The organism is Paenibacillus sp. FSL k6-2145 (assembly GCF_037976585.1).
Lineage (GTDB): Bacteria > Bacillota > Bacilli > Paenibacillales > Paenibacillaceae > Paenibacillus.
The window spans coordinates 3,038,182-3,056,127 of the sequence record NZ_CP150267.1 but is presented as its reverse complement, the minus strand read 5'-3'; the positions used below and the strand labels follow the sequence as shown (position 1 = coordinate 3,056,127).

The 17,946-nt window shown below is 45.5% G+C and carries 13 protein-coding genes; 5 read left to right on the top strand and 8 right to left on the bottom strand.

The genetic code is table 11. The features are described 5' to 3' along the window. Positions 1-155: 155 nt before the first annotated feature. Both NZ043_RS13565 and NZ043_RS13560 read left to right on the top strand, forming a co-directional pair. On the top strand, positions 156-758 hold the full coding sequence (locus NZ043_RS13565) for a hypothetical protein (protein WP_339312209.1): 603 nt from the start codon (positions 156-158) through the stop codon (positions 756-758). Between the two features lie 240 nt (positions 759-998). Beyond that, a complete protein-coding gene (locus NZ043_RS13560; RefSeq protein ID WP_165980440.1) occupies positions 999-3,239 on the top strand; it encodes an S-layer homology domain-containing protein in 2,241 nt (746 codons plus the stop codon). 143 nt (positions 3,240-3,382) lie between these two features. On the opposite strand, the gene NZ043_RS13555 is transcribed toward NZ043_RS13560, so the two are convergent. The 3 genes from NZ043_RS13555 to NZ043_RS13545 form a co-directional block, all read right to left on the bottom strand. Beyond that, positions 3,383-4,369, bottom strand: a complete 987-nt coding sequence (locus NZ043_RS13555) for a phosphotransferase (RefSeq protein WP_339312206.1) — start codon at positions 4,367-4,369, stop codon at positions 3,383-3,385. Positions 4,370-4,774: 405 nt separating this feature from the next. Beyond that, the gene (locus tag NZ043_RS13550) at positions 4,775-5,323 is read right to left on the bottom strand and encodes a hypothetical protein (RefSeq protein WP_091038910.1); all 549 of its coding nucleotides are present in this window, start codon (positions 5,321-5,323) and stop codon (positions 4,775-4,777) included. Between the two features lie 4 nt (positions 5,324-5,327). Continuing rightward, positions 5,328-6,911 (bottom strand): glycosyltransferase family 39 protein, encoded by a 1,584-nt coding sequence (locus NZ043_RS13545; protein WP_339312203.1) that lies wholly within the window; start codon positions 6,909-6,911, stop codon positions 5,328-5,330. 174 nt (positions 6,912-7,085) lie between these two features. On the opposite strand from NZ043_RS13545, the gene NZ043_RS13540 reads away from it, so the two are divergent. After that, the gene (locus NZ043_RS13540) at positions 7,086-8,537 is read left to right on the top strand and encodes a CAP domain-containing protein (RefSeq protein WP_339312201.1); all 1,452 of its coding nucleotides are present in this window, start codon (positions 7,086-7,088) and stop codon (positions 8,535-8,537) included. 150 nt (positions 8,538-8,687) lie between these two features. On the opposite strand, the gene NZ043_RS13535 is transcribed toward NZ043_RS13540, so the two are convergent. Beyond that, a complete protein-coding gene (locus NZ043_RS13535) occupies positions 8,688-9,086 on the bottom strand; it encodes a DUF1801 domain-containing protein (protein WP_091038905.1) in 399 nt (132 codons plus the stop codon). 140 nt (positions 9,087-9,226) lie between these two features. Next, positions 9,227-9,889, bottom strand: coding sequence for a SprT family zinc-dependent metalloprotease (locus NZ043_RS13530; protein ID WP_091038903.1), 663 nt, complete (start codon positions 9,887-9,889; stop codon positions 9,227-9,229). Between the two features lie 153 nt (positions 9,890-10,042). Here NZ043_RS13530 and NZ043_RS13525 point away from each other — a divergent pair, with 153 nt between their 5' ends. After that, positions 10,043-10,810 carry a GNAT family N-acetyltransferase gene (locus NZ043_RS13525; protein WP_091038901.1) on the top strand — a complete coding sequence of 256 codons (768 nt, stop codon included), beginning with the start codon at positions 10,043-10,045 and terminating at the stop codon, positions 10,808-10,810. A 114-nt stretch (positions 10,811-10,924) separates the two neighbouring features. Here NZ043_RS13525 and NZ043_RS13520 read toward each other — a convergent pair whose 3' ends face one another. After that, on the bottom strand, positions 10,925-13,303 hold the full coding sequence (locus NZ043_RS13520; RefSeq protein ID WP_339312198.1) for a glycosyl hydrolase family 65 protein: 2,379 nt from the start codon (positions 13,301-13,303) through the stop codon (positions 10,925-10,927). Between the two features lie 129 nt (positions 13,304-13,432). Then, entirely contained in the window at positions 13,433-13,852 is a 420-nt protein-coding gene (locus NZ043_RS13515) for an ester cyclase (RefSeq protein ID WP_339312197.1), read from the bottom strand. Between the two features lie 305 nt (positions 13,853-14,157). On the opposite strand from NZ043_RS13515, the gene NZ043_RS13510 reads away from it, so the two are divergent. Continuing rightward, entirely contained in the window at positions 14,158-16,680 is a 2,523-nt protein-coding gene (locus tag NZ043_RS13510; RefSeq protein WP_339312195.1) for a transglutaminase domain-containing protein, read from the top strand. Between the two features lie 126 nt (positions 16,681-16,806). Here NZ043_RS13510 and NZ043_RS13505 read toward each other — a convergent pair whose 3' ends face one another. Next, positions 16,807-17,709, bottom strand: coding sequence for an SDR family oxidoreductase (locus NZ043_RS13505; protein ID WP_017690578.1), 903 nt, complete (start codon positions 17,707-17,709; stop codon positions 16,807-16,809). Between the last annotated feature and the right edge of the window lie 237 nt (positions 17,710-17,946).

Below are 17,946 nucleotides of genomic sequence, written 5' to 3'. Positions count from 1 at the left end.
ACAAAATCTCAAATAAAGAAGTATTAATATACTGACTCTGATCTAAATTTTCTCAGGAGTGTGAACTACTGGCTCGATCTTTCATTTCCTTATTCTGGTGCAACTTTATTCTTACTCGTTCGTCTAACTACTGACCAACAACTAAGGAGATGACTATGCGAATAACTTGCAGCCGCGGTTTCCCAGGAAGCATGATTGGATCGATTGATCTTCAGCCATCGAAGTATTACACCCCACCTTCCAGTAACAGCCAGATTACAGATCATGTTGATCCTGAACTCGTTACCATTCCCTATGTGGAAGATCCGGAATTCGGATCACACTTTGACAACATGAAGGTCATGAACGGATCTTATAAAGATGAAATGCATGTGAGCTATGATGTGGAGTTTACGATTGATGTGGACAAAAAAGGTTATATTACGCAATTTGAGCATACGTTCCAGCTGGAACGTTATTTGGGTCTGGTGCGAACGCAATCCTATAAAGTGATCAAGACAAACTGGCGCGGACAAACATTTCACGTGATGACATACAGTTACCTGGAGGAAGTCATTCATCCGAAAAATGTTCTTTTTAAATGTAACAATGCCGAGGATGTCTTCGTCGTGGCTGAACTTATGCCCCATCGTGTTGGTAGCATTGTGGTACAGCACAATAATCTTTATCTACATTTCCGTGCATTAATCTCGGCCCGAGATGATCTGTACCCATTAGATTATATGTGTGAGCCTGATTTCGACCTGAGTCTTGACTGAAAAAGTAGATACATATGTAGAAAGAGCATAAGCTGTCCCGAATCAGCGGGGTAGCCTGTGCTCTTTTTTTTCACAAATGAATCACCAATTTCACTTATTTAAACGCCCTCCTTCACACGCTCGGCCTTATGCTCCCCATGCCTGGCTCTAAGCAAAACAAGCTGTAATGTCGATGAATATACCATAATGCTGTACATGCATATGTTCTTTGTACGTTCAGATATGAGAGGGGTTGGAAACATGATTTGTCGGAAAAATAAAATGCATTCGCTGTTCGCTCTGCCCTTGGCAGGCCTGCTGTTTCTGTTATGGGGTGCTCAAGATGCACATGCGGAACAGGTCGACAGTTTGTTGCCTGAGCGAAGTCAGCAGGAGATCGTTCAAAAGTGGAATCAGTGGATGAATGGCAATGATACATCTCCCCTGTATATAGAGACACCTTCGACAAGTGCTCCCTACTCTGCTGGTGTGGTAAGTGATGCCTATCTGGAACAAGGGCTGAACGCAGCCAACTTTTATCGTTTTATCACAGGGCTACAAGGCGATCTTGTCCTTGATCCGGCATTAAATCGTCAAGCCCAGCATGGGGCTGTTGTGGTCTCCACGGGTGGATACCTGTCCCATTATCCAGAGCAGCCAGGAGATATGCCAAAGGATTTCTTTGACACCGGTTCAAAGTCTGCCAGCAGCTCCAATCTGTACCTTACCAGTAGTGCCAAGGATAACGTCCTGACAAAAAGCATTCAGGCCTACATGAATGATTCAGACGCCTCCAATATTGATCGACTCGGTCATCGGCGCTGGATTTTGAGTCCACAACTGCAACGAATCGGATTTGGACTCGCCACTCGTAGTGGAGCAGGCAAGACATATGATCAGTACTATAGTGCCATGCAGGTATTTGATAAAAGCAGAACTGGGGGAACTTCGTTCAACTACAGCCTGTTCCCGAATCAGGGAGCTTTTCCAATCGAAGCCTTTGGCAGTACACAGGCCTGGTCTGTTCAACTGAATACAAATGTATTCGCGAAACCATCACTATCTGAGGTACAGGTCGAGATGACTCGGACTTCCGATCAACGTACGTGGACCTTTAATGCCAAGAATCAGAACAGTGGCTTTCCAACCGGTTATTACAACGTGGACCCTGCGGATAAACAATGGTTTAATCAAGCCTATTTCAATGTAGAGACAGGTGGATATGGATATGGCTACGCCATCATCTTCCGTCCCGACGATGTGCAATTGTTAAAGAACGGCGATACGTTCAACATTCGAATTACAGGTCTGCAAAAGAAAAACGGTACAGCAGCGGAAATCTCATACTCCACACGTTTCTTCCATGTTGACGGTGTTCAAGATACAACACTTACCCGTATAACGCCAGGACAACGGGACCTCAACGTTCGAGCAGGAGAACAGATTGATCTGCCCTCGATCACTGCCGTGAATGATAACGGAACATCCTATGTTCCACAGTCTAACGTTTCCTTCACCACAACGTCAGATCGCATTGCCATCAAGGATGGGAAAATCATTGGACTTCAGGCTGGTAAAGCCGAAATTCGGATTCGTTTTGAAGGGAAAGAAGCGGTTGTCTCAGTTACGGTAACGGGAATTCCCCAATTAACTGATGTCCGTACACATTGGGCGAAAGATGCCATTCAATGGGCCGTTCAACAGGAGATGGTCAGTGGATACGAGGATGGAACGTTCAAACCCAACAATCAGGTGAGTGAAGCCGAATTCCTCTCCATGTTGTTTAAGCTGTATGCGAATTCCCATGTCATTCAGAGCATCGATGCTGCACAGGGACAAGCTATCAAAGGAAACATCTGGAGTGATCGTTATTATACCTATGCTTCCGCGTTGAATCTAAATCTGGATGCCAGCAAACAGAATCCGAAGCTGCGCAATCATGCCTTGAACCGAACAGAAGTAGCCGTAATCGTGGCGGGGCTTGGCGGTAAAAATTATACCCAGGATGACGATGCCATCCGGTATCTGCTGAACATGGGATACTCTTCAGGAAAAACAGCAGCTACGGTGCAAGGTTATGCGGGACAAGAATCCTTGACCCGGGCAGAGGCCGTTGTATTTCTCCAGAACCTGAAGGAAAAAGGCTTCGAACTATGGAGCAGACCTAAGAATGCCACTGAAGCTACCGAGAATGAAAAGAACGGCGGATTACCGGATCAGACCATGAAAGCTGTATATTCTGCCGATCACACGCTGGTCCTTCAAGGTACGTTCCCGGCGTATGCCAACCAGACGATGCCGATCAAAATCCATGGTCCTTCGCCTGCTGTAGAGTATATCCAAACGCAGCAGGTTACAACAGATGCCTATGGCAATTTCAAATTAACGGTAAGTAACCTTGATGCAAAGGAACTTAACCTCTATGTGGACGTGCGCGAAGATTATGCCTACTGGATCAGTGTAGAGGCGGGGCGAACTGCGATAAGTGATTATACCGAGTAACATGTAAAAACCAGCTTAGGAATTCTACATTGAATTCCCAGCTGGTTTGTTTGTTATGAGGACTGATTTTGATATGAGACATGACATACGTTCAATGTTCAGTGTTCAATGTGTTGGTGGATATAACTTTTTACGTGTAGACTTTATATCGGATGACCAAATTGCCCTGCTTGTTCTGTCATCTTCCGACTCAATCTTGCTCTTAATCCATTCATCCAGTCCGGCTCATGCGAAAACTGCTCTGCAGCAGACCGAAGCACACGCACATATCCATATAGATTGGCAAAACGGCGACAAGCGGGGAACATACTCTCCAGATCATAACATTCTCCCGCCTTGGACCAATACCCGTTCAGGAACAATTGCTTCTTCTGCTCCCATTGTTCAGGCTCGATCTCCTCACGTAAACTATCCAGACTCTGTTCCACGTCCATCGCGTACCAGTGATACATCGAGTCATCAAAATCAATGGCATAACAAGACTGGCTACCTTCATCATAGAAGACATTATCCAGTTCAAAATCGTAGTGGATGAGTCCGAAATTTTGCTTGTTCACAGACCAGGCTGCAAAATATGTTCGGAGAAACTCCACCTCATTCAGAGCAGACGTCTCACCAGGAAAACCCTTCAGGATCTCCTGCATCCAATTCAAAACGTCTGTATAGGTCCAACGTTTCTCCTTCTGCTCAGGCATGAATGTACGTGATAAATGATGCAGCTCACCCAACGCCTGACCATAGCTGTACAGGATGGAGTCATTCAAATCAATGCTTCCTAACTGCGATCCGGGTACTCGCTTGAATACGGAAGCAAAGTACGTTCCCCATGGCGTGTGAGCCTCTACGAGTTCTGCCCCTGAATGGGCAGGTACAGGCTCCATGGCTCCATACTGTTTCGTTCGAAGATAACGGAGGAACTCCAGTTCAGCGCTGAGGTTGACTTGATTTTTCTCCTCTACCGGGGCAAATCGAAGTAATCTCACTTCTCCCTGATCTCTGAACGGATACACGGCATTGGAGGATATACGATAATACTGAAACATGTCCAGCGACTCAGGATCATAACTCCAATTCTTTAGAATCATCTCGGCAAGATCATTATGTTGAAATAAATATTTTAATGTTAACATGGGCATTTCTCCTTTTTAATCATTTCATGTGGATTGCTCGTAGCCAACGAAAGCCTATTTTTGCGCGCAAAAAGCCGCAGGCTATGCCTGCGGCTTTTAAAAATTCTGAGTGTATGAGAAATTTGCACAAGCAAATAAACCTCGCATACGCCAGAAAAAATGAGCAGTTATATCCCTATATATCGGCAGATCTCAGATCGACTGGGAAACTGGATGTGTCCCACACTGTATCTGAATGGTCTGCCGGAATTATTCAGTTTATGTTTACCTTCATTGTAGTGATAGAACATACCATCTTAGACCGTCGTTTCATGACGCTCACTCCCTTCAAAAAACCAGTTGTTACCATAATAGCCGATAAGCCAAATGTAAGCAATTACAAAATGACGATAATCCCATCGTTTTTTACTGGACAATCATCATCCGTTCGACTGTCTCGGTGTTGTCCTTATACCACACCATCACGATGTTTTCTTTTTGAAGATCAGACACTTGAATGGACGAAATCGCACGTGAGCTGGAATTGCCCGAGCGCGGCGTCCCCATGCCTTCCGTGATAGCAACATCATCACTTATATTTAATTTCATCTCCATTCCGGTATCCTTCCATTCCATGCTTGGGGATGAGGTGTCCTGCACCTCAAGTAACGCTAACGTGACTGTGTTTCCATTCACAGAAATGACTCTACCTATCATGTCGGCATTCATCATCCCCTGCGTCATGTCTGGACTGCCTGTACGGTCATTCATACCCGTGCCACCCCTTCCACCTCTAGGCGTTCCTCCATTCATGCCCAGGCCACCGCCATTCGGCATGCCGAATCCATTCATGCCTTGCACAGAACCGGTGTTGGTAATATTCTGGGCGGTTATAACATCGCAGGCCGTCAGCATAACCAAACAGCCCATCAGCAGGAGTGACGTAACCGATGTGAAATATTTATTTTTTCGCATATGATCACCTTTTTCTCAGGGAATATTGCTCCAAGGTACCTTTACGATGGAATATGAAGTCATACGTATCTTTGAACCCCATATAGGAGAGCACAACCAACAGTGGATATACAGGGTAGATATATCTGGACTTAATCTCCCACAGAATATAAAACCCAATGAATCCGAGAATAACCAGGATCAATGTAACTTCGTCATACCGTTTACGACGAATTCCAACGACCAACCGGATGAAAATAAAACAGTACATCAAGAAATTCATCACATATACGATCCAGAGTAACCCCGTCCGATAAGCCGAATCCCCTTGCAACAGTTCTGTTATCACATTCGTGTAACTATAGGAGCCTGCGATTCCACCTCCCCTTCCTCTTCCGGCACCCATGGAACTTTCATTGCCGATTCCGTAGCGGTCCATCTGGTATGTCCCTTCGGTCCAGGTCCATATGATCTTTTTGTAATACATCTGCACCAAGTCACTCGCACTTGCTTCAGACAGCTTCATGCCAATCTCTTGTTTGAATAAATCTGCGCTCTCAGCCTTATTGTAGTTGGCCTGCCTCTGATAGATCTGATAACTCTCCATATTGTCCCAGAAGCCAAAACGCTCAAGATTAATCCCCATATTCAGCCACATATAGACCGGTGCAGAGTTCTCTCCAACAGGTTCACTCACAGCTCCAGAGGATTGAAGAACCGCATTCTGAGTCCAGGTTGGGACATTAAACAACATACCCAACACACCGATGGAAATGATGACTTTCTTCATTCCGATGCTCCGCATATTCAGCAGGATAGTTATGATGGCAGCGATTAGCACGATCACGCCGATACTTCGGAAGTAATTACCCATCGCAAGAAAAACGGCGGCAATGACGATTGTTTTCCAAGACTTTTCACGTACAAAACGAATAACAAAGTATAAACAAGATGTCAGAAATGCTGTGGCAATCACATCGTTATAGATCAGGTTGTTAAGGAACAAGGAAGGCAGGTACGTTGCTGCAAAGATCAACACACCGTAATCACGTTCCGTAGAGCTGTCATTCACTTGTTTATAAATAAGATAAATCATGAACGTTGTTAACGTTGAAAACAAAATATTAAATAGTTTGATGACCAGATAGTTGTCCGGAAACAGGTACAGCAACGTCTTTAAGTACAATACGATCGAGTAGTTAAACGGGAACATGTGCAGATAACCACCCGTTTCAAACGAGGAGTAGTCTTGGTCATACAGCATGTTCATGGCCAGTGAAAGAACGGTCTGCGAATCATCGGTAGGCACTCTCGGAAATACAAAGATGATGATGATCTGAATGACCAGAGAACATAACAGCACAATCGGAATAACAACCTTCGGGCTGTATTTGTTCAGTTTCAGACACAGAGCATATAACCCGACACCTGAACCAAGAAGCAAAAGAATGACCGGGAGAAAAACACTCCACTGCTGCATGCCCAAAATGGGATTGTCCCCATACAAGGCGTAGTTGTACTGTGCCCTCACCAATAAGGACGAAGCAATAAACACCGCAACAAACACGAGCAAAATGAGATAAAACGACTTATGCAGCATCTTAGACATGCCAAAACTCCTTTTCCATTACAGGATTCCGTGAGTATTATAATGGCTCTGGCTGAAAAAACGCTGAATTCGAACAAACAATGGCATTCATAAAAACTAACGAATTATACCTTTAATGTCGATAATATACATCGAATACATAATAATATTTTTTTACTAGAAGGAGATTAGAACATGTTTATTCAAAAAAGGTACATCCGCTCGTTACTCTCTCTTCCTCTGGCAGGCCTCTTATTCATGCTGCTGGGGACCCAGCAGATCGCTGCTGCCCCTGTCGACAGTCTGCTGCCTGAGCGAAGTGAGCAAGAAATCAGTCAGAAATGGACGCAATGGATGAGTGGCAAGAACCAAACTGCCACATTCACACAGAATCCCTCGACCAAGGCACCTTATGTCGCTGGTGTAGTAAGTGATTCCACATTAGAGCAGGCCCTAGGTGCAGCCAACTTCTATCGTTATCTCTCCGGTTTGGATGGAGATCTCGTTCTCGATGCTGCTCTCAATCGTCAAGCCCAACATGGAGCAGTCGTTGTTTCTACCGGAGAATTGACTCACTTCCCAGCTCGTCCGGCAGATATGCCAAAAGACTTTTTTGATCTGGGAGCCAAATCGGCTTCAAGCTCCAATCTGTACGCTTCCTATAGTGCTCAAGGAAACCTTGCAGTCCAAAGTGTTGAAGCTTATATGGATGATTCGGATGCCAGTAACATTGCTGCACTCGGCCATCGCCGCTGGATTTTGAGTCCGCAACTGAAGAAGGTCGGATTCGGGATTGCATCCCGGGACAACAAAAACTATGCAAGCCATTTCAGCACCATGCAAGTGATGGATACGAGCCGGTCTGGAAAACTCAATTACAATTACAACTTGTATCCTAACAAAGGGGCATTCCCGATTGAGGCATTCAATGTGTCACAAGCTTGGTCTGCACAGCTGAATCCGGACGTCTTCGCGAAGCCTTCCAATTCGGAGGTACAGGTGGAGATCGTGCGTTCATCGGATCAGAAAACTTGGGTACTGGGAGCAAAAAAACCGGTTAGCAGTGATCCTGCAAAGGCCTATTTCAATGTAAATTCCGATGGTTATGGGTATAACTATGCTGTTATTTTCCGCCCAGATAATTTGAAATCCTTGAAGGCAGGCGACACGTTCAACGTTCGCATTACCGGTTTGAAAAAGAAAGACGGGTCCAAAGCAGAAATTTCATATCAGACACGTTTCTTCTCGGTTAGCAATCCTTCACAAGAGCCTGTAACCGATCCACAGAATCCTGGGACAGAACCACAAGACCCTGGAACAGAGCCCCAAGACCCGGATACGGAGAACGAGGATTACCTGGATAACCATCTAATGCAGTTCGAATATACAGCGGATCGTACGCTGAAAGTACGGGGAACACTCACGGCTTATGCAGGCAAAACATTCTCATTCCAGATTTACGGTCCTTCACCTGACGAAAAACATATTCGCACTGAAACGGTGAAGCTGGATGCTAATGGTCGGTTCAGCCTGACCGTTCCCAATCTCGGCGTGTCCGATCTGACCATATACTTGCAAGTGGACCCAAGCTTTATGTATCTGATTCCTACAGCAAGTAATTCAGACGTTACGTATTACTTTGAATAGAAGCGAAGCAAGAGCATAGGAATAAACTAAAGTAAAATAAAATACGACCAGAGTAAAACCTAGAATCTAAAAACAAAAACAGTCGGAATGCATAGGCATCCGACTGTTTTTTATAGTTTATGATACGAGCTTTTGTGATAGGAGCTTTAATTACTTCGGTGCTCCTTTTTTGCGTTTCTTTTCCAACGCGATCTCCACATTTTCTTTCACGCGATACTCCACAATCCGGCGAATGAGATCCTCGGGCAATGGCTGATCCAGCGGAAACTGGACAGACCCCTTTCCCCCTTTATACTTGGAGAGTTCCTCCTGGAAAGCTTGAATTCCCCTGGGAGCAGGGTAAAACCCAATATGATGCTGGTAAGCGGCAAAATGAACCAAATTCCCATGCTGTGCATACGTAGGCATCTTGTAACTGATCTTCTCTTCGGCGTTCGGAGCCGCTTCACGAATAATCTGTCTTATTGCCTGTAATCTCACCTGTACATCAGGTGCAAACTCCGAGATATATTCATCTACCAGCACCGAATAATGGTTACTCTCAGCCATCTTGGACTCCTTCCACCACGGATACATCAATGGATTCGTGGTACGGGATATTTGTTTATATTGTACTTCAAATGGACAAGTAGAACAGCTATTTTACAGCAACTGAGGGATGTATCGGTTGTGAAAACTTAAGCCTGAAATTATAGCGTCATGGCTCTACCATTTCGCATCAGGTAATCTTCTTTTGTTTTGTAATCCGGCATGATACTGCCGATCCGTCGCCAGAAGGAGCGATCATGATTCATGTGGTGAATATGGCAAAGTTCATGAATGATGACATAATCGATCACTTCCAGTGGCGCCATCGCCAGGCGATAATTGAACGTAAGTTTTTTGTCCCAGCTACAACTGCCCCACTTCGTGGGAGAATCTACGATCTCTATTGACTTCGGCTTCACCTTCAACTCCTGCTGGTAGCGTCCGATACGCTCCCCAATCATGCGTTTACACTCGGCAAAATAAAACTTCTTCAGATTCGCTCGCAGCTCTTCTTCTGTCAGACCCTCTACAGGGATTAAGTCATGCAGTGCATGCTCCTTGCCAAAAAGCAGAAACTTCCCCTTGCCCTCATCTTCGTATTCCTTGGCTTGAGGACCATCCAGCGCCCGCTGCATCAGAGCCGATTTCTTCAAAATCACATCCCCGTGCTGCTCTACAAGTTGCCGGATCATGTCTTCACTGGTACCATTCGGTGCTTTGATCGTTACCATGTAAGGCAAGTCCATCGTGATGGACACTTTCTTGCGTTTGCCGTATTGGATATGACAGTTAATGCTGTGATTATTTAATTCTATAGTTAACATAATGCGCTCCGCTTCTGAAGTTATTCATTCAACCAAATCAAATTGTATACCATCTCCGGCTATAATGCATACTGTTCGGCGATATATCTATTTCTGTTGTATTTTTATACATTATTATGTATTATTATTTAATCATAAAATCGGAGGTTGGATATGACGCATACAACGGATACCGAACACAAAACCATCGAGGAACTATCGCTTAACCACTGGCAGCCCTTGTCAACTTTACTTTATGACGGTTGGATACTCCGTTTTGCCAAAGGATATACCAAACGTGCCAACTCCGTTCAACCGATCCACTACTCCACTCTGGATGTGCATGAAAAGATTGAGGAATGTGAGCGTATCTATGCTTCCAATCAGTTAAGTACCATATTCAAAATCACGCCGTTTATTCAGCCGGATCATCTCGACCAACTTTTGCAAGAAAAAGGGTATGAAGTTGTCGATCTCACCCACCTCCAGACTCGGAGTCTGGAATATATCAAAGAGCCTGTACACCAAGCTGTACAAATCGACGAACAGTTGACCACAGCGTGGCTGGATCACTTTTGCAGGTTAAATCAGGTGAATGATCTGCAAAGGGCAACGACGGAACAAATGTTACATAACATCCGTACACAGGTAGGTTTCATCTCGCTGTTGATCGATGGGCAAGTCGTCGCTTGTGGGTTCGGTGTAATTGAACGTGGCTACATTGGATTGTATGACATCATTACAGACGCTAACTTCCGGAATCGGGGACTTGCTGAACAGATGATCCTGCACCTTTTGCATTGGGCAAAAAAACAGGGCGCCACGGCCAGTTATCTACAAGTTGTAGCTAATAATGCCCCTGCGTTAAAGCTCTACGCCAAGCTGGGTTATTCAGAGATTTATAGCTATTGGTACAGAGTCAAAGAATGGAATGAGTCCTGACCATGCTGAAACCAAAAACTGCCCTCCTCTTATAAAGGAAAGGCAGTTTTTAATTCGGCTTTCTTTAATGTACAAAACTCTTCACAACATACAACAGCTACTCCGTACGATTTTCTACAAAGGAATCTTCACCAGCACCTCATATTTCATACCAGCTTGTATGTTCTTGATGATGTCCCCTGCAATTCGTTGACCGTCAACATGCACTTCAATCGTCTGGACAGTTGCATCCTTCTTCATGTTTACATTCAGCTCAGCTCCGCGGAACAAACGTGTGACCGATACCTCGTTCCAGTCTTCAGGTAGTTGCGGACGCACTTGAAGTCCTTGTGCATGACCTTGCAGGCCAAACAATCCGTCGATCAGGCAGCGATACACCCACGGCACCGTGCCGGTGTTGAACAGATGACTGGAGCGCCCGGCTGTACGTGGGAATTGATGATAGGCTCCGCGATAATAATTCGGGATAAATACAGGTAGCTGACCCCGCTGGAGAATATCCTCGCCATCAGGGCCCGGAATCATTTTACGCAGCAAACGATACGCTTTCTCCTTCTCGCCCACCAGGTACAACGCGTAGATATAGAACGCCGCCGCGTGATTGTACACTGCACCATTCTCTGCGCTTCCCGGATGTTTCTGCGTGACACGACCTACATCCTCCCGCATGGCGGTGAAAGACGGCGCGAGCTTCTCGACACCATATGGCGTCTCCAATTGCTCCTCTACGGCACGGATTAACTTCTCCTGTTTATCCTGGTCCGCAGCACCGCTCATAAGTGCCCAGCTCTGAGGATTGATATAGATGCGCCCTTCCACGTCGTTGCTTACACCAAACACTACGTTATCATCCGTAATTCCGCGGGCATACCAGTCCCCATCCCACAGATACTCATTGGCTACCGCATTGGTCTGATTGGCTTCCTGACGGAATTCCTTCGCAACCTCGGCATGCCCTGCCTGTTCAGCAAGATCTGCCCACACATTAAATGCATATGCCGTCGCAATGGTCAGCCAGCCGGATACGCCTTTGCCTTTGTATCCCACCATGTTCATCGGATCACACCAGTCGCCCTGATTAATGTAGTTCAACCCACGCGCATCCCGCTCATGGATCAACCAGCGCATCGCAAGATTCAAATGTTCCAATACCGAAACCTTCTGTTCACTGTCTGTAAAAGCAACCTGTTCCTCCAAAATGCTATAGTCATTCGTTTCATCCAAATAGGTCTTCATACAGACAGGAAGCCAGATGCAGTGATCGGTATGAGGAACCTGGTTAATATATTTCAGTTCTGCGTCCGGGTGCAAAATAATGCCGTCTGGCATCGCGCCGCTTATATGCTGTTGAGACAAAGCGGTTAAGAACGCAGCCCGCGCAATCTGTGGCTGAATGTAACTCATGCCCATGTTGTCCTGCAAATAATTCCGCGTCTGCGGATCGGTTGTCAGACGATTGGTTTTGCCATGATAGTACATCTGGCGAGGTAACCAGTGATTTACGACATTATCTAGCCAGCTGTCCGGTGTCTCAATCTGGATGTTTCCTTGCCCTTCCGCAATATAACCAGCATACTCCTGCTCGGCTGCGGTGAACCCATCCTGTCCTTCCTTATTCTGCTTCACAAAATAATGCTGACGAATGCCCTCAATCTCTGTCTCATCATGAGCCGGGCCAAAGATGAATCGGTACGCCTGCTCAGCTCCAGCCTCCAGTTCTACTCTGTATTGCAATACAGCCACAGGTGTCTCATAGCGCGCATCTCCACCAGCGAGTGTCTCTGACTGAAGGGCCGAAGGATTATGAAGTCCGCCTTCGCCTTCAAAGCTCTCATGATTCACTTCCCATGCGGTCGGTTCGTGATCTGCAAGCAGATAGGTTTTGTCGCTGTAGTTTTTGATTTTGCTATAATCCTGATATTTCTGATACGGCGTAACCGCCGAGCAGACAATGCCCTTCAAATCTTCCACATATGAACCGGACTGGTTCATCCATGACATATAACCAACCGTAAAATACGGGTAGATACTAAGCTTGCGTTTTCTCGAAGACAGATTGGTTACCTTCACACGCCACAGCTCCATGACATCTTCCTTCGGCAAACGCAGGGACATTTCAATGCAAATGTCGTCCTGAATCACTTTCCAATGAATATCGTGTTTGCCTACCGCGAACGTATAACTTTCCGCCTGCTTGCGAACCGGTTCATACGGGGCTGAGAAGATTTCGCCGCTTATTTCATCTTTAATGTAGACAAACCGTCCCGGATGATGGGCATAGTATGGCTGCTCCGGTTGCATAAATGTCTTCGCTTCCAGGTTGGGCGCGTACGAATATTTGGCAGGTTCTGGCTGCATGAATTGGGCCACAGCGTACCCCCGGCAATTCACATGAATCATCATCTTTTCATTCCAAAGGAATCCGGATGCCTTCGGTAAACTTGTCGGGCTGGTTAGTTCAACATATTGATTATCTTCCGTTGCTTTAATCATCACTGAACCTCACTTTCAGATAATGGAGTCAAAAGACAGAAAACGTTTTAGGTAACTTGTATACAACTTTGTCCATTATAACACGGGAACGCTTACAAAGAACTGAAAACTAAAAAAGAGCTGAGAACCTCAGCTCCGATTACGCTCCAATTGTTTTTCGATGCCCAACCTGTCGATCTGAATCCAATACTCTGCAATTTGTTCGTTTTCCACTCGGTATACCGCACTGGCAATTTCAATCACCGGGAGGTTGGTTGGACTGTATCCGTCCACTTCGCCAATATGGGTACCTGTTTGTCTCCAGCGCACATAAACTTTATCGCCTTGCGTCAGCATCTCTTGAATTTCGAGTGAAAATTCCCCGTAAGCTTCAATCATCTCTCGCACATGATCCGCATAATCGGAAGGTGTTCGGGTCACCGTGACCTCTTCTTCAGATATCACTTGATGAGCCAGTACTTGTTCTGCCATCACGTTGCTTGCATAATCGGGATTCCGCCCTGTTCGGACCTCTTCAAAAAAGGTTCTGACAATCTGTTCTGCTGTCATACGCCACCCCAGTCTATTCAAATTATTCTGTTATATATATAAATATGATAGTAACTCTTGTATTTTAACATGGTCCCCTCGCTACGGAATTACAACTGTTCTATTGTTCTACAGGACTTAAAACCTACCCTCACACCTTGACAATGCGTCAATATGACCATAAACTAGCAAAGGATATTAGGAAATTAATAGGAGGTTTGGCCGTTAAGAGGTTCGAGTAAGGGTTTTAACCATATCTGATAATCTTTCGGTGTGTAGCAACGTAGCTATTAGAGCAACTCAGAAAAACAAGAAAGCGGTGTATCATGAAACGTCTATTTTTCATTATGTTTGCGCTCACCCTGTTACTGGCTGGATGCCAGAGTAATGAACAGGAAAGCAGTCCGTCCGAGAATAATCCTACCGAAGTAGTAGAAGGTTCTACCATCTTAAGTTTGAAGCAAAAATACGGCTCCGAATCGGAACAAGCAATTATGCCGATGTACAACGTAGCTCAAGATGAAGAATTTACGTTCAAGTTTAAAGCAGATTTACGGAAGAATAACCTGTCAGCTATTGACATTATAAGTGTACATACCGATATTAAAGCACTCAAAGCAAGCGATGTACATGCCCTTCGCGATACCAATGGCAACAACGTTTCCATTAGGCCTCTTGGGTGGGGCGTTTTAACCTCAGATTCCATGAAGAACAAGGATCAAGGCTCTTGGGGCGGTGCCCCCATTTATTACATTCGTCTGAATTATGATCCGGATGCGGAAAATCTAACACTGCTCGATCAACCCATCATTATTCCGTTTACAGTGAAATCGGAGTTGCCTGTGCCCAACCTAAGATACGAGATTGATAAAGACAGACGGTTATCGTTGGTCTGGGACAAGGTTGAGGGTGCCACCGAATATAAAATTTATGAACGTTCTGACCTAACCAAATTCGATACAAATGTACCTCTAACTGGCGCAGAGGACGCTTTCAGTAATAGTCTGCCTTTAGATATTGCGGTAACGACAGAGACGTCTTTCAATGATTTTATGAAAGACGGAAGAGGCGGGCTGGGCACTTATAGTGAACTGATAACTACTCATCAGAACCATGGTTTACGAGGAGAATATTACGTCACTGCAATCGGTGGAGGCAAAGAATCCAATTTTAGCAGAGGTGTCCCTACAGCTCCGCTTGCTTCCCAGTTACCAACATCTCTGAAAGAACAATTGTATAGGGAGAAATTAAAGAATATAGATGTACTTCCTCAGAAAGCAACAGTTGAGTACAATGACGGATCTCTAGCCCGTGAAACCATTGTTTATGATACCAAAAGCGTAGAGATTTCAGAGTTCAATGAAACAAATATTCCTTTTCACATTAAAGGAACAGCTCTGAAAAGTTACGTACGTGTAGAAAATGTGACCCAAGCAGACCTGGACAGACTCGCTCAGCAAACCGTAGCCGAGTCCAGCAACGGACTGGTGGAACCAAAGAATAACACACCTTACGTCCCTGCACCTGATGTGCCAACGATCATCAACAATCATGATGAACCTGAGTCTGCAACGGAAACAGAAGAAGCACCGGCTTCGGAAACTCCAACTACAGAGTCCACAACCGATACTGAGACTTCAGAGAATGCAGCTGAACCGGTATCCACCGAGGCTTCTAATGATACTTCTGATAATTCTTCAGATATGGCTTCTGAAGAAACTTCCACCGAAACACCTGCTCCAGCTCCCGAAGCTGAAGAAAACAATCTGGTAGATGAGCAGAAATCGAATACACAGCAAAATGTAGAACAAGGTAATCAGGAAACCGTGCCTCAGCCTGCTACAGGCGATGCAATGATCAATGCAGATTCCGCATTGGAAGAAGTTTTAGCCAAAAACATGATTGCGGCACAAGATAAAATTTCGTTAAAAGCTTTCCCCGAAGCTCAAAATTTCACGACACTCTCGGATGTTGTTCTGAAAGTGATGTACCAGAATCCCTTGATTCTTGGTGTGGAAGGTTTTGAATACAACTATGGTACGCTTACCCTTTCGATTCATTATAATGAATCGGCTAGTGGTATCCAGAAGAAGCAAGATGAGATTATTGCCAAAGCAAACGAAGTTGTGGCTTCCATTATCAAGGATGGCATGAACGAAGACGAGAAACGAAAAGCCATCTACGATTATCTGAACGATAACGCGAAGTATGATGATGCAGCGCTGGAAAATGCGGAGCAAAACAACTTCAAAAATGTCGATCCGCAGTTCAATGACTCGTTTACCACATACGGTATTCTGGTCAAAGGTGTTGGGGTATGTGCCAGCTATGCCTCCGTCTACAAATTGCTCTCCGATCTCTCGGGACTGGAAAGCATCGTTGTAACGGGCGCTTCCAGCGGTGTACCACATGCATGGAACAAGGTCAAAATCGGGAACGAATGGTTCCATGTGGATGCCACCAACAACCTGACAAACTCCGGCATCCCCTACTTCTTGTACAATGCCAACGATGAGACTGCTGCAAGTCAGAAAACAATAGCGGATAAGGATTACTGGCTTGATTCCGAGCTCGCGATGTTTAATGGCGAGAGCGATGCCAATGATTATTATGTGCAGAATGATCTCGAAGTCGCATCCCTTAATGAGTACAAAACCAAGGCTGAGAGTGAACTTAAAAAGGGAGAGAACCGGGTCATTCTCCGTTTTGCCTCACCTGTTGACTCTGATGAGCTGATGACAGCTGCCGGTGAAGCCCTTGCTGCAGTGGATGAAGCGCTTCTGAATACAGCACAATTAGCCACGCTAGGCAGTTATGCCATTCTGGACCCGAAACCAGAGCAGAAGTAACTTTATAATTTTAAAAAAATAGCATAACAACAAAGAACACCATTCACCTGCACAGGGAATGGTGTTCTTTGTTTAACTGGCCTATGATCACTGACCTAGGATTCATAGGCCTTTTATATCCAACGTTTACGGACTAACCGTACCACCATTCGCATTCAATGTCTCGCCGCTCACATAACTGGATTCCTGGCTTGCCAGGAACACAAATGCCGGAGCCATCTCGGCAGGTTGTCCTGCTCGACCAAGCGGTGTGTTGGAGCCAAAATCAGCCAGCTTCTCGACTGGTTGTCCACCCACGACCTGAAGTGGTGTCCATACCGGTCCTGGTGCAACAACATTGACACGAATCCCTTTGCTACCCACCTGTTGTGCTAACGCTTTGCTGAACGTGTTAATGGATGCCTTCGTTGTCGCATAATCCAGCAGGATTGGCGAAGGTTTATACGCCTGAATCGATGATGTGTTGATAATGGAGCTGCCCGGCTTCATGTGTTTCACAGCTGCTTTGCAGAGCCAGAACATGGAATAGACATTTGTTTTGAACGTAGCATCGAATTGCTCGGTGGTCAGATCTGCAATCTGCTCTACAAACTGCTGCTTACCTGCCACGTTAGCGAGGATATCAATCCCACCAAGCTCTTTTACAGCAGATTCAATGAGTTCCTCACAGTATTTCTCATCCTTCAAGTCACCTGGCATTGTGATTGCTTTGCGACCGGCTTCCTCAATCAGCTTCACAACTTCCTGCGCATCTGCTTCCTCTTCCGGCAGATAAGCCAGAACGACATCTGCGCCTTCACGAGCAAACGCAATCGCTGCCGCTCGGCCTATTCCACTGTCTGCTCCGGTCACAACTGCTTTGCGTCCTGTTAAACGTCCGCTACCTTTATAACTTTTCTCACCCGCATCAGGAACAGGAGTCATCTCACGCTGAAGCCCCGGCTCATCCTGTTGCTGCTTCCACTCCGGTGTAGCCTTCGGATATTGTGTCGTTGGATCTTGCATGGTGTGCTGGTCTTGATTAGCCATGTTCAATTTCCTCCTTGGTTATTTACATTGATCAATACGATCACAGAAGTTTGTTTTATAAAAGTTGCACTCTTTCCTTTGTAACCGAGTTGGGCGTTATTTAAACTAAGCTAACCAGATTCCATGACAACCGTCTAACATTGAATCTCCCCTAACCCCATGCCATTTTCCGAAAAAAAATGCATTCCCTGAATAACGCTGAATCACCTTCAGGTTCTCCAATCGTTTCAAGGAATG